General features: G+C 32.8%; 14 protein-coding genes. 9 read left to right on the plus strand and 5 right to left on the minus strand.

All coding sequences use genetic code 11. From position 1 onward, the window contains the following. Window positions 1-3 precede the first annotated feature (3 nt). From P7122_RS13360 to P7122_RS13370, 3 genes are all read left to right on the plus strand, one after another. Window positions 4-1,641 (plus strand): dihydrolipoyl dehydrogenase family protein, encoded by a 1,638-nt coding sequence (locus P7122_RS13360; RefSeq protein ID WP_278006306.1) that lies wholly within the window; start codon window positions 4-6, stop codon window positions 1,639-1,641. Between the two features lie 106 nt (window positions 1,642-1,747). Beyond that, window positions 1,748-2,680: a M28 family metallopeptidase gene (locus P7122_RS13365; protein ID WP_278006307.1), complete on the plus strand. Its 933-nt coding sequence runs from the start codon at window positions 1,748-1,750 to the stop codon at window positions 2,678-2,680. Further along, window positions 2,673-3,356 (plus strand): SDR family NAD(P)-dependent oxidoreductase, encoded by a 684-nt coding sequence (locus P7122_RS13370; protein ID WP_278006308.1) that lies wholly within the window; start codon window positions 2,673-2,675, stop codon window positions 3,354-3,356. Before P7122_RS13365 ends, P7122_RS13370 begins: the two co-directional genes overlap by 8 nt. 213 nt (window positions 3,357-3,569) lie before the next feature. Here P7122_RS13370 and P7122_RS13375 read toward each other — a convergent pair whose 3' ends face one another. Both P7122_RS13375 and P7122_RS13380 read right to left on the minus strand, forming a co-directional pair. Further along, window positions 3,570-4,073, minus strand: coding sequence for a hypothetical protein (locus P7122_RS13375; RefSeq protein WP_278006309.1), 504 nt, complete (start codon window positions 4,071-4,073; stop codon window positions 3,570-3,572). Between the two features lie 2 nt (window positions 4,074-4,075). Continuing rightward, the gene (locus P7122_RS13380; protein ID WP_278006310.1) at window positions 4,076-4,975 is read right to left on the minus strand and encodes a hypothetical protein; all 900 of its coding nucleotides are present in this window, start codon (window positions 4,973-4,975) and stop codon (window positions 4,076-4,078) included. Window positions 4,976-5,108: 133 nt separating this feature from the next. On the opposite strand from P7122_RS13380, the gene P7122_RS13385 reads away from it, so the two are divergent. From P7122_RS13385 to P7122_RS13400, 4 genes are all read left to right on the plus strand, one after another. Then, entirely contained in the window at window positions 5,109-6,695 is a 1,587-nt protein-coding gene (locus P7122_RS13385) for a vWA domain-containing protein (protein WP_278006311.1), read from the plus strand. Window positions 6,696-6,784: 89 nt separating this feature from the next. Next, window positions 6,785-7,384, plus strand: a complete 600-nt coding sequence (locus P7122_RS13390; protein WP_278006312.1) for a SprT-like domain-containing protein — start codon at window positions 6,785-6,787, stop codon at window positions 7,382-7,384. Further along, complete coding sequence (locus P7122_RS13395) at window positions 7,381-8,463, plus strand: mannose-1-phosphate guanylyltransferase (protein WP_278006313.1); 1,083 nt, start codon at window positions 7,381-7,383, stop codon at window positions 8,461-8,463. The genes P7122_RS13390 and P7122_RS13395 overlap by 4 nt, the downstream gene beginning before the upstream one ends. Window positions 8,464-8,466: 3 nt before the next feature. Further along, window positions 8,467-9,957 (plus strand): DUF389 domain-containing protein, encoded by a 1,491-nt coding sequence (locus P7122_RS13400; RefSeq protein ID WP_278006314.1) that lies wholly within the window; start codon window positions 8,467-8,469, stop codon window positions 9,955-9,957. Here P7122_RS13400 and P7122_RS13405 read toward each other — a convergent pair whose 3' ends face one another. Together P7122_RS13405 and P7122_RS13410 are read right to left on the minus strand one after the other, a co-directional pair. Further along, a complete protein-coding gene (locus P7122_RS13405) occupies window positions 9,958-10,725 on the minus strand; it encodes an ABC transporter ATP-binding protein (RefSeq protein ID WP_278006315.1) in 768 nt (255 codons plus the stop codon). Then, on the minus strand, window positions 10,725-11,462 hold the full coding sequence (locus P7122_RS13410) for an MlaE family ABC transporter permease (protein ID WP_278006316.1): 738 nt from the start codon (window positions 11,460-11,462) through the stop codon (window positions 10,725-10,727). Before P7122_RS13410 ends, P7122_RS13405 begins: the two co-directional genes overlap by 1 nt. A 113-nt stretch (window positions 11,463-11,575) precedes the next feature. Here P7122_RS13410 and pafA point away from each other — a divergent pair, with 113 nt between their 5' ends. Then, window positions 11,576-13,243, plus strand: a complete 1,668-nt coding sequence (gene pafA, locus P7122_RS13415) for an alkaline phosphatase PafA (RefSeq protein ID WP_278006317.1) — start codon at window positions 11,576-11,578, stop codon at window positions 13,241-13,243. Between the two features lie 8 nt (window positions 13,244-13,251). Further along, a complete protein-coding gene (locus P7122_RS13420; protein WP_278006318.1) occupies window positions 13,252-14,058 on the plus strand; it encodes a DNA/RNA non-specific endonuclease in 807 nt (268 codons plus the stop codon). A gap of 40 nt (window positions 14,059-14,098) precedes the next feature. Here P7122_RS13420 and P7122_RS13425 read toward each other — a convergent pair whose 3' ends face one another. After that, on the minus strand, window positions 14,099-14,704 hold the full coding sequence (locus P7122_RS13425; RefSeq protein ID WP_278006319.1) for a hypothetical protein: 606 nt from the start codon (window positions 14,702-14,704) through the stop codon (window positions 14,099-14,101). Between the last annotated feature and the right edge of the window lie 13 nt (window positions 14,705-14,717).

Here is a 14,717-nt window from a genome sequence, read left to right on the forward strand (position 1 = left end):
GCTATGGCAGAAGTAATAAATATGCCTCGTTTGAGTGACACCATGGAAGAAGGAACTGTCGCTACTTGGTTAAAGAAAGTTGGAGATAAGGTAGAAGAAGGAGATATCTTAGCTGAGATTGAAACCGATAAAGCAACTATGGAGTTTGAATCCTTTCATGAAGGTACATTACTTCATATAGGTGTTGAAGAAGGTGAAACTACTAAAGTGGATGCGCTCCTAGCTATAATTGGTGAAGAAGGAGAAGATATTTCGTCATTATTAAACGGCAATTCTGGTACAGAAGTTTCTAAAGAGACTACAGTAGAAGAATTAGAAGAAACCCAAGATGTTTCAGGTGTAGATTTTTCTGGTGCTTCACAAGATATTCCAGAGGGAGTTACAGTTGTAACAATGCCTCGTTTGAGTGACACTATGGAAGAAGGAACAGTTGCTACTTGGTTAAAGAAAGTAGGAGATGAGGTTGAAGAAGGAGATATCTTAGCTGAGATAGAAACAGACAAAGCTACAATGGAGTTTGAGTCTTTTCAGTCAGGTACATTATTACATGTTGGCTTAGAAGAAGGTCAGTCAGCAAAAGTAGATTCCTTGTTAGCAATCATTGGTCCTGCTGGTACAGATGTTTCTGGTATAGCAGGTAACTTTAAGGTTGGTGGACAAGCCAAACAAGAAACTAAAACTGTTGCACCTAAGAAAGAAGAAGCTAAACCTGTTGCAGCAAAAGAAGAAGTTAAGGCTTCAAAACCAGAGGTTTCATCAAGCAACACATCGGGAAGAATATTTGCATCTCCTTTAGCTAAGAAAATGGCAGAAGAAAAAGGCATCAATCTTTCTGAAGTTAATGGTTCTGGAGAAAATGGACGTATAGTAAAAAGAGATATCGAAAACTTTACTCCAAGTGCTAAAGTAGAAACGTCTTCTACTGCAGCTCCAGTAACTAATTTTGCAATTGCAGGCGAAGAAGGTACAGAAGAGGTTAAAAATTCTTCTATGAGAAAAGCTATCGCAAAAGCCTTAGGTAACTCTAAGTTTAGTGCACCACATTTCTACTTAAATATAGAAGTAGATATGGATAACGCAATGGCTTCTCGTAAAACAATAAACGCATTGCCAGATACAAAAGTATCCTTTAATGATATGGTTGTTAAGGCTTGTGCTATGGCATTAGTAAAGCATCCACAAGTTAACACAACATGGGCAGATAGTGTAACTCAATATCACAAACATATTCATGTAGGTGTAGCGGTTGCAGTAGATGAAGGTCTAGTAGTGCCTGTAATAAAGCACACCAATGCATTAAGTCTAACGCAAATAGGTGGTGCAGTACGTGATTTGGCAGGTAAAGCAAGAAACAAAAAGATTAAACCAGATGAAATGACAGATAGTACTTTTACAGTATCTAACTTAGGTATGTTTGGTATAGAAAGCTTTACGTCTATAATCAATCAACCAAATTCTGCAATCTTATCTGTTGGAGCTATAGTTCAAAAACCAGTGGTAAAAGATGGTCAAATAGTTGTGGGTAATACAATGATGTTAACCTTAGCTTGCGATCATAGAACTGTAGATGGTGCAGTAGGAGCTCAATTCTTACAAACACTAAAAAGTTATATCGAAAATCCAGTAACAATGCTGGCTTAATGTATATTGTTTCTAATCAAAAAAGATTTCAATAATCATAAACTAATCCTGATTTGACAATTTACAAATCAGGATTTTTTTATATTTAAACTCTAACCAAAGTCTTATGAAAAAATATTTATTAATTATTGTTGTAGTGTTATGCTATTCATGCTCATCTAATAAAATCACTGAAGATTCAATTAGAAAAAGTATGGAATATCTGGCTTCAGATGAATTAGCTGGACGAGCAACAGGAACTGAAGGTATAGAAAAAGCAGCTGTTTACATTGAAAAGTACTTTAAAAGTAATAACATAAAACCTTATTTTGAGACGTATAGAGATTCTTTTCAGTTAGGTGAAATTACAGGATATAATATTGTTGGTGTTATTGAAGGTAACGATCCTAAGTTAAAAGATGAATTTGTTATTCTAGGTGGTCATTACGATCATATAGGAAAAGGGAAGGAAGTAGATGGAGATTCTATAGCCAATGGAGCTAACGACGACGCTTCTGGAACTATTGCTGCAATGGAGTTTGGACGCTATTTTTCTAAGTCAAAAACCAACAAACGTAGCATATTAATTACACTTTATGCCGCTGAAGAAATGGGATTAAAAGGCTCTGCGCATTTAGCAAAACGTTTAAAGGATGAAAACTTAAATGCCTATACCATGATAAATTTTGAAATGATTGGTGTACCAAGAGCTAAGGAAGAGTCTATGGCATATATGAGTGGTTATGATATGTCTAATTTTGCAACTGTTCTTAACAAGTATGCAGGTGAAGAGGTTATTGGCTTTTTTCCAAAGGCTAAAGAGTATCAACTTTTTTACAGATCGGATAATTTTCCATTTTATAAAGAGCTTAATATACCTGCGCATGCCATTTCAACATTTGATTTTACAAACTTTGATTATTACCATCACGTAGATGATGAAGCAGATAAGATGGATTATGTACACATGAAAAATTTTATGGATAAAATGGTGCCAGCTTTAGAAGGAATGGTTAATGCAGAAACAAAAGAAGTTGTTTTAAAGGAGAAAGATGAGTAAAAATATAATAATTACAGGCACCAGTAGAGGAATAGGTTTTGAATTGGTGCATTTATTTGCCAATCAAGGGGATAATGTTTTAGCCTTATCCAGAAATGCTAAACCGGTGTCTAATCTTCAGTTTGATAATATTTCATCCTTTGCTTTTGATTTGTGCGAAAAAGATGATTATCAAAAGGTGATAGATTTTGTGAAAAATGAGTGGAAACATGTAGATGTTTTAATTAACAATGCTGGAGCTTTGCTTAATAAACCTTTTTCAGAAACTTCTTTTGAAGATTTTGAACACGTCTATAGAACTAACGTTTTTGGTGTTTCAGAAATGACTAGAGTCATTTTGCCATTTATGAAAAAAGACAGCCATGTTGTTACCATAAGTAGCATGGGAGGTATTCAAGGCAGCATGAAATTTCCTGGACTAGCAGCATACAGCTCTAGCAAAGGAGCGGTAATTACATTAACCGAGTTACTTGCTGAAGAATATAAAGAAACAGGACCTCAATTCAATGTTTTGGCACTTGGCGCTGTACAAACAGAGATGTTAGAGGAAGCTTTTCCTGGCTATCAGGCACCAACTACAGCACAGCAAATGGCTGAGTATGTATTCGATTTTTCTATTAATGGTAATAAATATTATAATGGAAAGGTGTTGCAGGTGTCTAATTCTACGCCTTAAAAATTAATTATTAAAAAAGAGGTTAACACAATATTATAGCTGTTTTTATTTTAGCAAAAGGTAGTGTTTATAGTTAATGCATTACTAATCAATACATCTTATTGTCTTCTTTTTGTTGTATGATTATCTTGTAATTCATAGAGCTTTTTAGAGCCCTTGAGCATATAGTAGTTTTTGGAAAACTAAGAGAAAACAGCAAAGTAGACAGAATAGTTAGTTTTTAGAAAACTGAATTTTATTAGAGATTAAAGTTTTATCATCTACCTTAATCTGTTTTTTAGTTATGATCGCATTAATAGTATCCGTACTTTTAGTTTTATCGGATACCTTATCATAAGATAGCTTTATTTTCAGAACGCTATCATTTACAAATACAACATTGCCTATTTGTTTGATGTTTTTTATGATGAAAAAATCATCATTTTTAAACTTGTTAATGGAATCGTTAGTGAAGTTTTTTAGCTGTTTTGATACTTCTTTATTAAATTCTGGGTGTTCGCTTTGCAAAGCTAATAAGTCGTAGAAGTCTTGTAATTTTTGGTTTACAAGCTGATTGCTAAACTCATATTCTGCATCTGCAGGAGCTTCATAAGCATCTACTTCTTCAGTTGCAATGATATCATAGCTTTCGCTTGTTGCTTTTTTTGTTTCCATGGCACAGCCAGCAAAAAGTATACTTGCTATAAATAATGTGATATGTTTTAGCTTTAAATTCATCACTAATTAATTATAAATTTTAGCTTAACAATCTTTCCATCAATTTCCTTTTTCTCTAAAATTTTCATCCCTTTTAAGCTTCGGGTTGGTATTGTTAATTTCTGAATAAACTCTTGTTTAGAATAAATTTCTACAAAATCACTTTCCTCAAAAAACTGGTATATTTCGGCATTATCGCTAAAAATAATATTTAGTTTCTCTCTGTGCTTTTTCCATTCTTTAATGTTTTTGTTGGTGTAGTAATTCAGCATTAGAGCATAGTCATCAGTCTTTAGTTTTATAATTTTGTTCTTACCAGAATTGTATTTTCTTACAATAGTATCCGTTTTGTAATAAGGCGATTCAACAATAAATTTTATTTCTTTTTCATCAGTTTCGTAATTAAAACAACCCAAAGAATCTGTGTGTTGATGTATTGGAGATTGTCCATTTTTTAAAACTTTAATATTTAAAATTGTACTTTTTATAGGTTCATTTTTTATCGAATCGTAAAAACAAAATTCATAATTGTAGCTAGTATTAATGATAGAAAAAGCAAGCAATGCACATGGAACTATTAAAAGTAACCACAGATACTTTGAGAAAGCTTTTTTATGAGTCTTAGTTTGCGTTGCGGTTTTATGATTTGCTTTAAAATCATTCCAGTTCTGATAGCCAACATAACAGCTAAGTAGGTTAAGCATATCAATTCTGGGTAATTTTTTGGCTTCATTCTTTATATAGGTGTAAAACCATTTTTCGCTAACTCTAGCTTTTACTTTGCTAAATAAATCTTCCTGAAAAGCTACAATATCATCTCCTTTCCAGTCTTCAATTGTTTTAGAAGCACTATTGCTTTCTAAAAACTTTGAAGCGATAGCCAGTTTTAACTGAGAAAAAATATGTTGTTCTTCTAAATTCAAAATTAATTTAAGAGGTTAAAAACCAGTTGTATATAGGTTGTAAACTGTTTACAAAAGATATACAAGCGTTTTTCAAAAGATAGGTGTTAATGAATTATAGGTTTGCTCTTATAACGATTAAAAATATAAAATTATGAAGGCAAAATCATCTAAATCTCTAATTAAATTATCAGTAGTATTGTCTATACTATTGTTAAGCAACGCATGCGAAGTACATTCTGGCAAAGCAAAAAGTGACCTATACGAAATTGAAGCAGTAGAATTATACGAAACTACAGATGAAGAAGTTGTTCTAGAACACAACACAGAAGAATACGATCGTATCTACGAAAACGACTTTAAAAATGCAATTCAGAATCCTTTATCAACATTTTCTATAGATGTAGATAATGCATCTTATAGTAATGTAAGACGTTTTTTATCTAACAATCAATTGCCACCAAAAGATGCTGTGAGGATAGAGGAGATGATAAATTATTTTAATTACGATTACCCACAACCCAAGGATGAGCATCCTTTTTCTTTTTCTAATGAAGTTGCAGATTGTCCGTGGAATACTAAGCATAAGTTAGTGCATATAGGATTGCAAGGAAAATCATTAGACTACAACGATTTAAAATCAAGCAATTTGGTATTCTTAATAGATGCCTCTGGTTCTATGAGCGACAATAATAAATTGCCACTGCTAAAGAAAGCTTTAAAGTTGCTGATTAATGAACTAAATGCTAACGATAGAATTGCTATTGTTGCGTATGCTGGTTCGGCAGGTGTTGTTCTGCCATCTACCAAAGTTTCTAGCAAAGAAGAAATTATTGAAGCCTTGGATAGGATTGAGTCTGGAGGTTCTACAGCTGGTGGTCAAGGCATTCAGTTGGCTTATAAAATTGCAAAGGAGAATTTATTTGAAGATGGAAATAACAGAGTCATCTTAGCAACAGATGGCGATTTTAATGTTGGCGTTTCGTCAAGTTCAGAATTGGTGAGATTGATAGAGGATAAGCGAAAAGAAGATATTTTTTTAACGATATGTGGTTTCGGAATGGGAAATTATAAAGATGGTAGAATGGAGCAGATTAGCAATGCAGGAAACGGAAATTACTTTTACATAGACAATATCAAAGAAGCCAAAAAAGTGTTTTCTACAGAGATGAGAGCCAATATGTTTACCATAGCTAAGGATGTAAAAATTCAGATTGAATTTAATCCTAATCAAGTAAAAGCATATCGACTCATTGGTTACGAAAACAGAGTAATGAATAATGAAGATTTCAATGATGATAAAAAAGATGCAGGTGAGTTAGGTGCTGGTCATACGGTTACAGCATTGTACGAAGTTGTGCCATTAAATTCAGATGAGTCTGTAAAGAAACATGATGATTTAAAATATCAAAAAAAACAAGTAACAAATGCTTCAAAGAAAGATGAAATGCTAACAATTAAATTCAGATATAAAAATCCGAAAGAAAATGAAAGTCTTTTAATAACAAAAACTATTACTGATGAAGGTTTGAAGCTAGAATCAACATCAGATAACTTTAGGTTTTCTTCAGCAGTTGCAGGTTTAGGTCTTTTATTAAGAGATTCAAAATATAAAGGAGATATGACGTATGAGCGTGCTAAAAAACTAGCAACCGGCTCAAAAGGAAAAGATGCAAACGGTTATAGAAGTGAATTTGTAAGCATGATAGAAACCGCAGAATTACTTTCAGAAAAATTGTAAGAATAAAATTAGAAAAGCACTTCTTAAAAAAGGAGTGCTTTTTGTTTTATTGATTTTATAAAAGCATTAAATCCACTACTTTTGTTTTAATGCAAGATCAACTTTTAGAGTTTATTCCAGAGCAAGCACAAGCTCAGGTTAAAGCCTTATTGGCAAAGGATAATTTAGTCATTAAAGTAAAGCAAGAACGCAAGACCAAACATGGTGATTACAGACAGTTGCCTAATGGTATGCATCAGATTACTGTAAATGCAAATTTAAATGCCTATCGGTTTTTAATTACACTGATTCACGAAGTTGCTCATTTTGAAGCATTCGCTAAGTTTGGACGATTTATAAAGCCACATGGTAAAGAGTGGAAACTAACGTTTCAGCATTTAATGTTGCCATTTTTAAGACCAGAAATATTCCCAATGGAGGTATTGCCTTTGTTGGCAAAGCACTTTAAAAATCCAAAAGCATCGAGTGATACAGACACGCAACTAGCTTTAGCTTTAAAGAAATTTGATGAAGATGATGATAAAACCTATGTTTTTGAAGTATCTTTAGGTAAAACTTTTAAACTCTATAATGGTAGAGTTTTTAAAAAAGGAAATACTAGAAGAAAACGAATAGAATGTGTTGAGGTAAAAACAGGTAAACTATATTTGTTTAACCCTAATGCTGAAGTAGAAATACTAGACAAATGAAAAACAAAAATTATTACGCCATTTTAATGGCAGGCGGAGTAGGCTCTCGATTTTGGCCAGTAAGTACACAAAACTTTCCAAAGCAATTTCACGATATGTTAGGAACAGGAGACACTTTAATCCAAAAAACCTTCAATCGCCTTGCTAAACTTATTCCCGAAGAAAATATTTTTATTCTTACTAATGAGCGTTATAATGATTTGGTTTTTGAACAATTACCAAGTGTTACAAAACGTCAGGTTGTATTAGAGCCAGCAATGCGAAACACAGCTCCTTGTATATTATATGCATCTCTAAAAATTAAAAAAGAAAATGAAAATGCGGTAATGATTGTGGCACCAAGCGACCATTGGATAGAGGATGAAGATGCATTTTCAAACAATGTGCAAACAGCCTTTGATTATTGTGAGTCAAACGATGCTTTAATGACTTTGGGTATTGCACCAACCTTCCCAAATACAGGTTATGGGTATATTGAGTATAATAAATCATCTGAAGATGATATAAAACCTGTAAATCAGTTCAGAGAAAAACCAGATTACGAAACTGCTAAGTCTTTTTTAGCACAAGGTAATTTTCTTTGGAATGCAGGGATTTTTATGTGGAGTGCAAAATCTGTAGTTGCTGCTTTTCAAAGAAATCAACCAGAATTATATCAACTTTTTGAAAGTGGTTATAACACATACAACACTGCATCAGAAGACGATTTTATAAGAGATAACTACCCAAAAGCAGAAAACATATCTGTAGATTATGCGCTTATGGAGAAAAGTGACAATGTCTATGTAATTCCAGCAACTTTCGATTGGAATGACCTAGGTACTTGGGGAAGTTTATATGATAAACTAGATAAAGATTCTAATGACAATGCTGTCGTAAACGCTAGAGTTTTAGCCGATGATGCATCTGGAAATATGATTAGATCTAAAAAAGATAAAATCGTTGTTGTAGACGGATTAAAAGATTACATCATTGTAGATAAAGACGAAGTTTTGCTTATCTTTCCTAAAGCAAAAGAACAAGATATTAAAAAAGTACTCCAGAATGTAAAAGCTAATTTTGGAGAAGAATATGGTTAACATATGAGTAACGAAAATAAATTCAATTTTTCTGAGGAAGAAAACTCGAGAGTAACAAACGAAATGAATAAAGAGGCTGCCGTTGAAGAAAAAAAGGAAGCCGTAAAGAAAGATGCGCAAGGTTTGTTTGCGAGTATCAAAAACTTTCTCAGTGAGCTTTTAGACTTTAGAGACGATACCGATAGAGACGCTACAATTGAAGCCATAAAGGCAGATATATCATTCAAAGGTGCAACAGCCTGGATTTTGGTATGTTCTATAATGGTCGCTTCTGTAGGCTTGAATGCAGATTCTACAGCAGTAGTTATTGGTGCCATGTTAATTTCACCATTAATGGGTCCAATTCTTGGTGTTGGTATGTCTATTGCTATTAATGATATAGACACGCTTAAAAAGTCATTAATAAATTTAGCCACCATGATTGTGCTGAGTTTATTAACAGCTTGGTTGTTTTTTAAATTCTTTCCATTAAGTGAAGATACAAGTGAGTTACTTGGTCGTGTAAAACCAGATATTAGGGACGTTCTTATTGCCTTTTTTGGTGGTTTAGCATTAATAATTGCAAGGACCAAAAAAGGAACCATTGCTTCAGTAATTTTTGGTGTAGCGATTGCAACAGCATTAATGCCACCATTATGTACAGCAGGATATGGACTGGCAAAAGGCAACTGGCCTTATTTCTTAGGTGCTATGAATTTGTTTACAATCAATACTATATTCATAGCCTTAGCAACATTTATAGTGCTTAAAGTGTTGCGTTTTCCAATGCTTAAATATGCAAATTCATTAAAGCGAAAGCGTATAGCAAGATTTGCTGCTTTAGTGGCTATTATTGTTATGATTTATCCAACAATAACATTCTTAAAAGTACTAAAACAAAGAGGGTACGATAACGATTATAGTAGGTATATAAAAAATGAAATTGAAACTAATAACGAGCTTTGGTTTCAGAAAGGTATACCACATTATAACGATAAAAAAATTACACTTTATTTTAATGGTGAAATTTCTGAAGCAACAGAAACAGATCTTAAAAATGAACTAAAGCAATACGAAAACCTTAAGGATTTTAGTTTAGAAATTTTCGGAAATAAAAACCGTAGTTTCGATAAACTTTCTGATGCTTATGATAGAGCCATTGATGAGCTAGATAAAAAAGACCTTATTATTTCAGGATTACAAAAACAAATTACAGAATTGCAAGGAACTGTTTCAGGTTTAAATCAGCAGATTGAAGCTAAAAATACTTCTGGGGAAATTGCATTTTCTAGCTTAGCAAAAGATGCAAAAATTAGATTCTCTGACCTAGAGTATTTTGGTTATGCTAAGATGTTAGAATCCAAAGACTTTATTAAGGTAGATACACTTTCTGTAGCAAACATAAAGTGGAAAGAATCACTTAACGATAGTTTGATTTTAGTAAAAGAAGGCGAGCTTTTAATCTGGTTAAAACAAGCTTTAAAAACAGATAAAGTAAGTATTAATAGAAACTAATTATTGGTTTTCTTCCAAGTACATTTTACGTACTTTTTTAAATAATTCAGAAGAATAAACAAAACTGGTAACAGCCTCATTGTCTGTTCTAAAAATAGTGTCCTTAGAACCTTCCCATTCTTTGTGACCATCTTTAAGAAAAACGATCTTTTCTCCAATCTCCATAACGGAGTTCATGTCGTGAGAATTGATAACTGTTGTTATTTGGTATTCGTCTGTAATTTCTTGAATAAGATTATCTATTACTATAGAAGTTCTTGGGTCTAACCCAGAGTTTGGCTCATCACAGAATAAATACTTTGGGTTATTTACAATTGCTCTGGCTATAGCAACACGTTTTTGCATACCACCAGAAGCTTCACTTGGCATCTTTTTATGAGCATCAGGTAGGTTAACACGTTTTAAAACAAAATCAGCTCTGTCTTCCATTTCACTTTTACTCTGTTTAGTAAACATTTGTAACGGAAACATTACATTTTCCGCAATGGTCATAGAATCAAAAAGTGCACTACCTTGAAACACCATACCGATCTCAGAACGAAGCTCGGTTTTTTCATCTCTACTTAGCTTGCTGAAAATTTTACCATCATAAGCAATACTACCTTTTTCATAATCAAATAATCCAAGTAAACACTTTAAAAAAACAGTTTTTCCAGAGCCACTTTGACCTATAATAAGATTCGTTTTGCCTTTGTCAAAAGTAGTTGAGATACCTTTAAGAATATGAGCATCTCCAAACGATTTGTGTAAGTCCTTAACTTCGATCATTAGCCTAATAATAAACTGGTTAATAAAAAGTTTAGTAAAATAATTACAACACTAGTCCATACAAAAGAGGTCGTGCTCGCTTTACCAACTTCTAGCGCTCCACCTTTCATAAAATAGCCGTAAAAAGATGGGATTGTAGCCAAAATAAATGCAAAAACCATTGTTTTTATAAAGGCATATGCCATATGAAACGGTATAAAGTCATTTTGTATACCTACAACATAATCTTCTAATGTACCATAGCCTCCATAAACACAAGCTGCTAAACCTCCTAAAATACCTAAGAACATTGCAATAGAGATTACAAAAGGGTATAACGTTAGTGCAATAAATTTAGGGAAAACTAAATAATTAATAGCGTTAATTCCCATTACTTCTAAGGCGTCAATTTGCTCGGTAACACGCATGGTACCAATACTAGACGTAATAAAAGAACCTACTTTACCTGCCATAATTATAGAAATAAAAGTAGGAGCAAATTCAAGTATTATAGATTGTCTTGTTGCAAAACCAACAAGGTACTTTGGTATTAATGGGTTACTAATGTTTAGTGAGGTTTGTATAGCAACAACTCCACCCACAAAAAAACCAATAAACGCTACAATACCTAGCGAACCTATGATAAGGTCGTCAATGTCTTTAAGGATTAAAGTTTTTAACACAGACCATTTTGTAGGTCTGCGAAACATATCTTTAATCATTATAAAATAAGTGCCAATATTATGAAGGTACTTCATGTAAGAATTTCTTAGTGCTAAAGTATGAAAAAAGATGAGTTTATTAATGTTAATTTAAATTAAGATGTCTTAAAAACTGTATTTTTGAAGTTCAAAAAATGCACTTTTTAATTATGAAAAATATCTTCACTTTAATGATCTCATTATCCCTGTTTTATTCATGTGGAGCTCAAGAAAAAACACAGGTGAGTATTGTTGAAAATACAAATAAAGAAACCAGCTCAAAACCTAAATTAGTTGTAGGTATCGTTGTAGACCAAATGCGTTATGATTATTTAACACGCTTTGAGTCTAAATTTGGTGATGGCGGTTTTATGCGTATGATTAATGAAGGTTTTAACTGTAAAAACAACCACTTTAATTATGTGCCAACCTATACAGGACCTGGACACACTTCAGTTTATACAGGTACTACGCCAAAATATCATGGTATTATTTCTAACAATTGGTACGATAAAGATATTAAAGAATCTGTTTACTGTGCGCAAGATGATTCTGTGGCTTCTGTAGGAACCGAGCATTCTGCAGGAAAAATGTCTCCACACAGAATGTTAACCACAAGTGTTGCAGATGAGAATAGACTATTTACGCAAATGCGTGGAAAAACTATAGGTATCGCTATAAAAGATAGAGGTGCTATTTTGCCTGCAGGTCATACAGCAAATGCAGCATATTGGTTTCATGGAAAGAATGAAGGCGTATGGATTACAAGTACATTTTATAGAAATGATTTACCTCAATGGGTAAAAGATTTTAATGACTCTGATGCTGTTGAATCTTACCTTAAAGTTTGGGATACCTACCAGCCAATAGAGACTTATATTGAAAGTGGTAGTGATCTTAATAATTACGAAAAAGGATTTAGAGGTAAAGAAACAGCAACATTTCCATACGATTTGGCAGCTCTAAAAGATACGAATGGAGGTTACGATGTGTTAAAAGCTACGGCTTATGGTAATAGTCTTACGGTAGATTTTGCAATAGCAGCGCTAAAAGGCGAAGCTTTAGGACAAGATAATGATACAGATGTATTAACGGTAAGTTTTTCTTCAACAGATTATGTAGGTCATAATTTTGGTGTAAATTCTAAAGAAGTAGAAGATACATACATTCGATTAGATAAGGATTTAGAAAGATTCTTTAATTATTTAGACGAGAATGTTGGCGAAGGCGAATACACAGTGTTTCTTACGGCAGATCATGGAGCAGTAGATGTGCCTGCGTATTTACAGTCCGTAAAAATTCCAGCAGGTTATTTAGACTACAATTCTAGAAAAGAAAAGTTCAATAAGTTTTTAACCGATACTTATGGTACAACAGAGATTGTAGAAAACATAAGTAATAACCAAGTGTTTTTGAATAAGGCAAAGCTTAAAGAGTTAAACTTAAATCTTCATGATGTAGAACAAGCCTTGGTAGATGAGCAAATCAGTTATTCAAACATCGCAAAGGTGTATACAGCAACAGCTATGAATAGCACAGATTTTACAACAGGAATTGAAGCGTTGTTGCAAAACGGATTTAACCAAAAGCGTTCAGGAGATGTTATTATTGTAGATGATATAGCGCACATCGCTTACAGCAAAACAGGCTCTACACACGGTAGCGGACTTAATTACGATACACACGTACCATTATTGTTTTTCGGGAAAGGAATTAAGCATGGCGAAACGGTAGATAAAACGGTTATACCAGATATAGCACCAACAATTTCTGCACTTTTAGGGATTAGTTTTCCTAATGGAGCTACAGGTCAACCTTTAGGTTTTGTAATAGATTAAGCTTTATTTTGAACAAAAAACGAGTATATTCCATAATAGCTATCATAATTTTGATAGCTATTTATGTTTTTGAGCATTACCTAAATTCAGAAGAAAAATCGGCTATTGTAGAAGAAGGTAAACAACCAAAAACAGAAACCAACGAATACTTTTTACCGACTAGTACTACAGGACAAATTGTACATCATCAAAACTATTCATTATCGTATAGTGAGCCATACGAACAAGCAGAGTGGGTAGCATATGAACTTAAGTCCTCACATCTGAGTTCTACAAATCACAAACGACCATATTTTGAAATTGATAATGCTGTAAAAAGTGGAGCAGCGCATTGGAGAAATTATAAGCAATCGGGTTACGATCGAGGACACCTTTGTCCGGCAGGAGATCGTAGGTTTAGTAAAGCTGCACACGATGAAACTTTTTTAACCAGTAATATTAGTCCGCAAGAACATCAATTTAATGCTGGTGTATGGAACAGATTAGAACAGAAAGTAAGGTATTGGGCTAAAAAATATGATGGTGTTTTTGTGGTTACAGGAGGAATTTTAAAAGACGGTCTAAAAACAATAGGTGAAGAGCGTGTTGCTGTGCCAAATCAGTTTTATAAAATTGTTTTAGATTATACCAACGGAAAACCAAAAGTATTAGCTTTTCTGATGAATCATAATGACTCAGATATGCCATTATATAAGTTTGTGGTATCAGTAGATGAGGTTGAAAAATTAACAGGAATAGATTTCTTCCCAGAACTAGATGATGCTATTGAAAACAAAATAGAAGCATCAAGCAGTTATAAAAATTGGAGTTTTTAATAAATTTTATCATGCTGAACTTGTTTCGGAATCCTTAGACTTATTTTAGTTTTTCATAAACTCTATAACTAAATTCGTTAATGGTGTTTTCAATCATTTTTTCTGCATTTGCGTTAATTCCGTCTTTTACAATAATACCAGAAATAGTATATGATTCTCGAGGATCTGTATTGTGTTCTTTTTTTACCGCAATTTCTTCTTCCAGGCGTTTTGATTTTATGGATCCAACTATTTTGAATTTAAAGAAATCTTGCTCCGAATCATTTAAGTATTCCAATCCGTCGTTGGAGTAAACAGATTTTGATTCAGAATATTCTTGAAAAACCAAAGAGTCTACCGATAATATAATTTCGTCCTTTTCTGTTAAATAAATATTTCTTTTTTGGAGTTTTTTAACTAAAGTGCTTTTAATTCGATAATTTATATCTAGACTTAAAGAGTCATTTAAGTCAAAGAATATGGGTTCTTTAGATATTATCTTATTAATTATTGTGGGTTTATAATCGAGCTTTAATTCAAATTTATTATCAAATTTTTTATTCTTCCATTTGAAATCATTTGAAGTATTTTGAATACTTACAGCATTACAACTTATTAATAGAAAAGTTAAAATTGAAAAAATTAAAAAAGTTAATTTTTCTTTCATAATAGAATTCGTG

Source organism: Winogradskyella marincola (assembly GCF_029624125.1).
Classification (GTDB): domain Bacteria; phylum Bacteroidota; class Bacteroidia; order Flavobacteriales; family Flavobacteriaceae; genus Winogradskyella; species Winogradskyella marincola.

What these genes read in the sequence shown, in the direction of transcription:
- P7122_RS13360 (WP_278006306.1), top strand. Translation starts at nt 4, where the DNA reads ATGGCAGAAGTAATAAATATGCCTCGTTTGAGTGACACCATGGAAGAA.
- P7122_RS13365 (WP_278006307.1), top strand. Translation starts at nt 1,748, where the DNA reads ATGAAAAAATATTTATTAATTATTGTTGTAGTGTTATGCTATTCATGC.
- P7122_RS13370 (WP_278006308.1), top strand. Translation starts at nt 2,673, where the DNA reads ATGAGTAAAAATATAATAATTACAGGCACCAGTAGAGGAATAGGTTTT.
- P7122_RS13375 (WP_278006309.1), bottom strand. Translation starts at nt 4,073, where the DNA reads ATGAATTTAAAGCTAAAACATATCACATTATTTATAGCAAGTATACTT.
- P7122_RS13385 (WP_278006311.1), top strand. Translation starts at nt 5,109, where the DNA reads ATGAAGGCAAAATCATCTAAATCTCTAATTAAATTATCAGTAGTATTG.
- P7122_RS13390 (WP_278006312.1), top strand. Translation starts at nt 6,785, where the DNA reads ATGCAAGATCAACTTTTAGAGTTTATTCCAGAGCAAGCACAAGCTCAG.
- P7122_RS13395 (WP_278006313.1), top strand. Translation starts at nt 7,381, where the DNA reads ATGAAAAACAAAAATTATTACGCCATTTTAATGGCAGGCGGAGTAGGC.
- P7122_RS13400 (WP_278006314.1), top strand. Translation starts at nt 8,467, where the DNA reads ATGAGTAACGAAAATAAATTCAATTTTTCTGAGGAAGAAAACTCGAGA.
- P7122_RS13405 (WP_278006315.1), bottom strand. Translation starts at nt 10,725, where the DNA reads ATGATCGAAGTTAAGGACTTACACAAATCGTTTGGAGATGCTCATATT.
- P7122_RS13410 (WP_278006316.1), bottom strand. Translation starts at nt 11,462, where the DNA reads ATGAAGTACCTTCATAATATTGGCACTTATTTTATAATGATTAAAGAT.
- pafA (WP_278006317.1), top strand. Translation starts at nt 11,576, where the DNA reads ATGAAAAATATCTTCACTTTAATGATCTCATTATCCCTGTTTTATTCA.
- P7122_RS13425 (WP_278006319.1), bottom strand. Translation starts at nt 14,704, where the DNA reads ATGAAAGAAAAATTAACTTTTTTAATTTTTTCAATTTTAACTTTTCTA.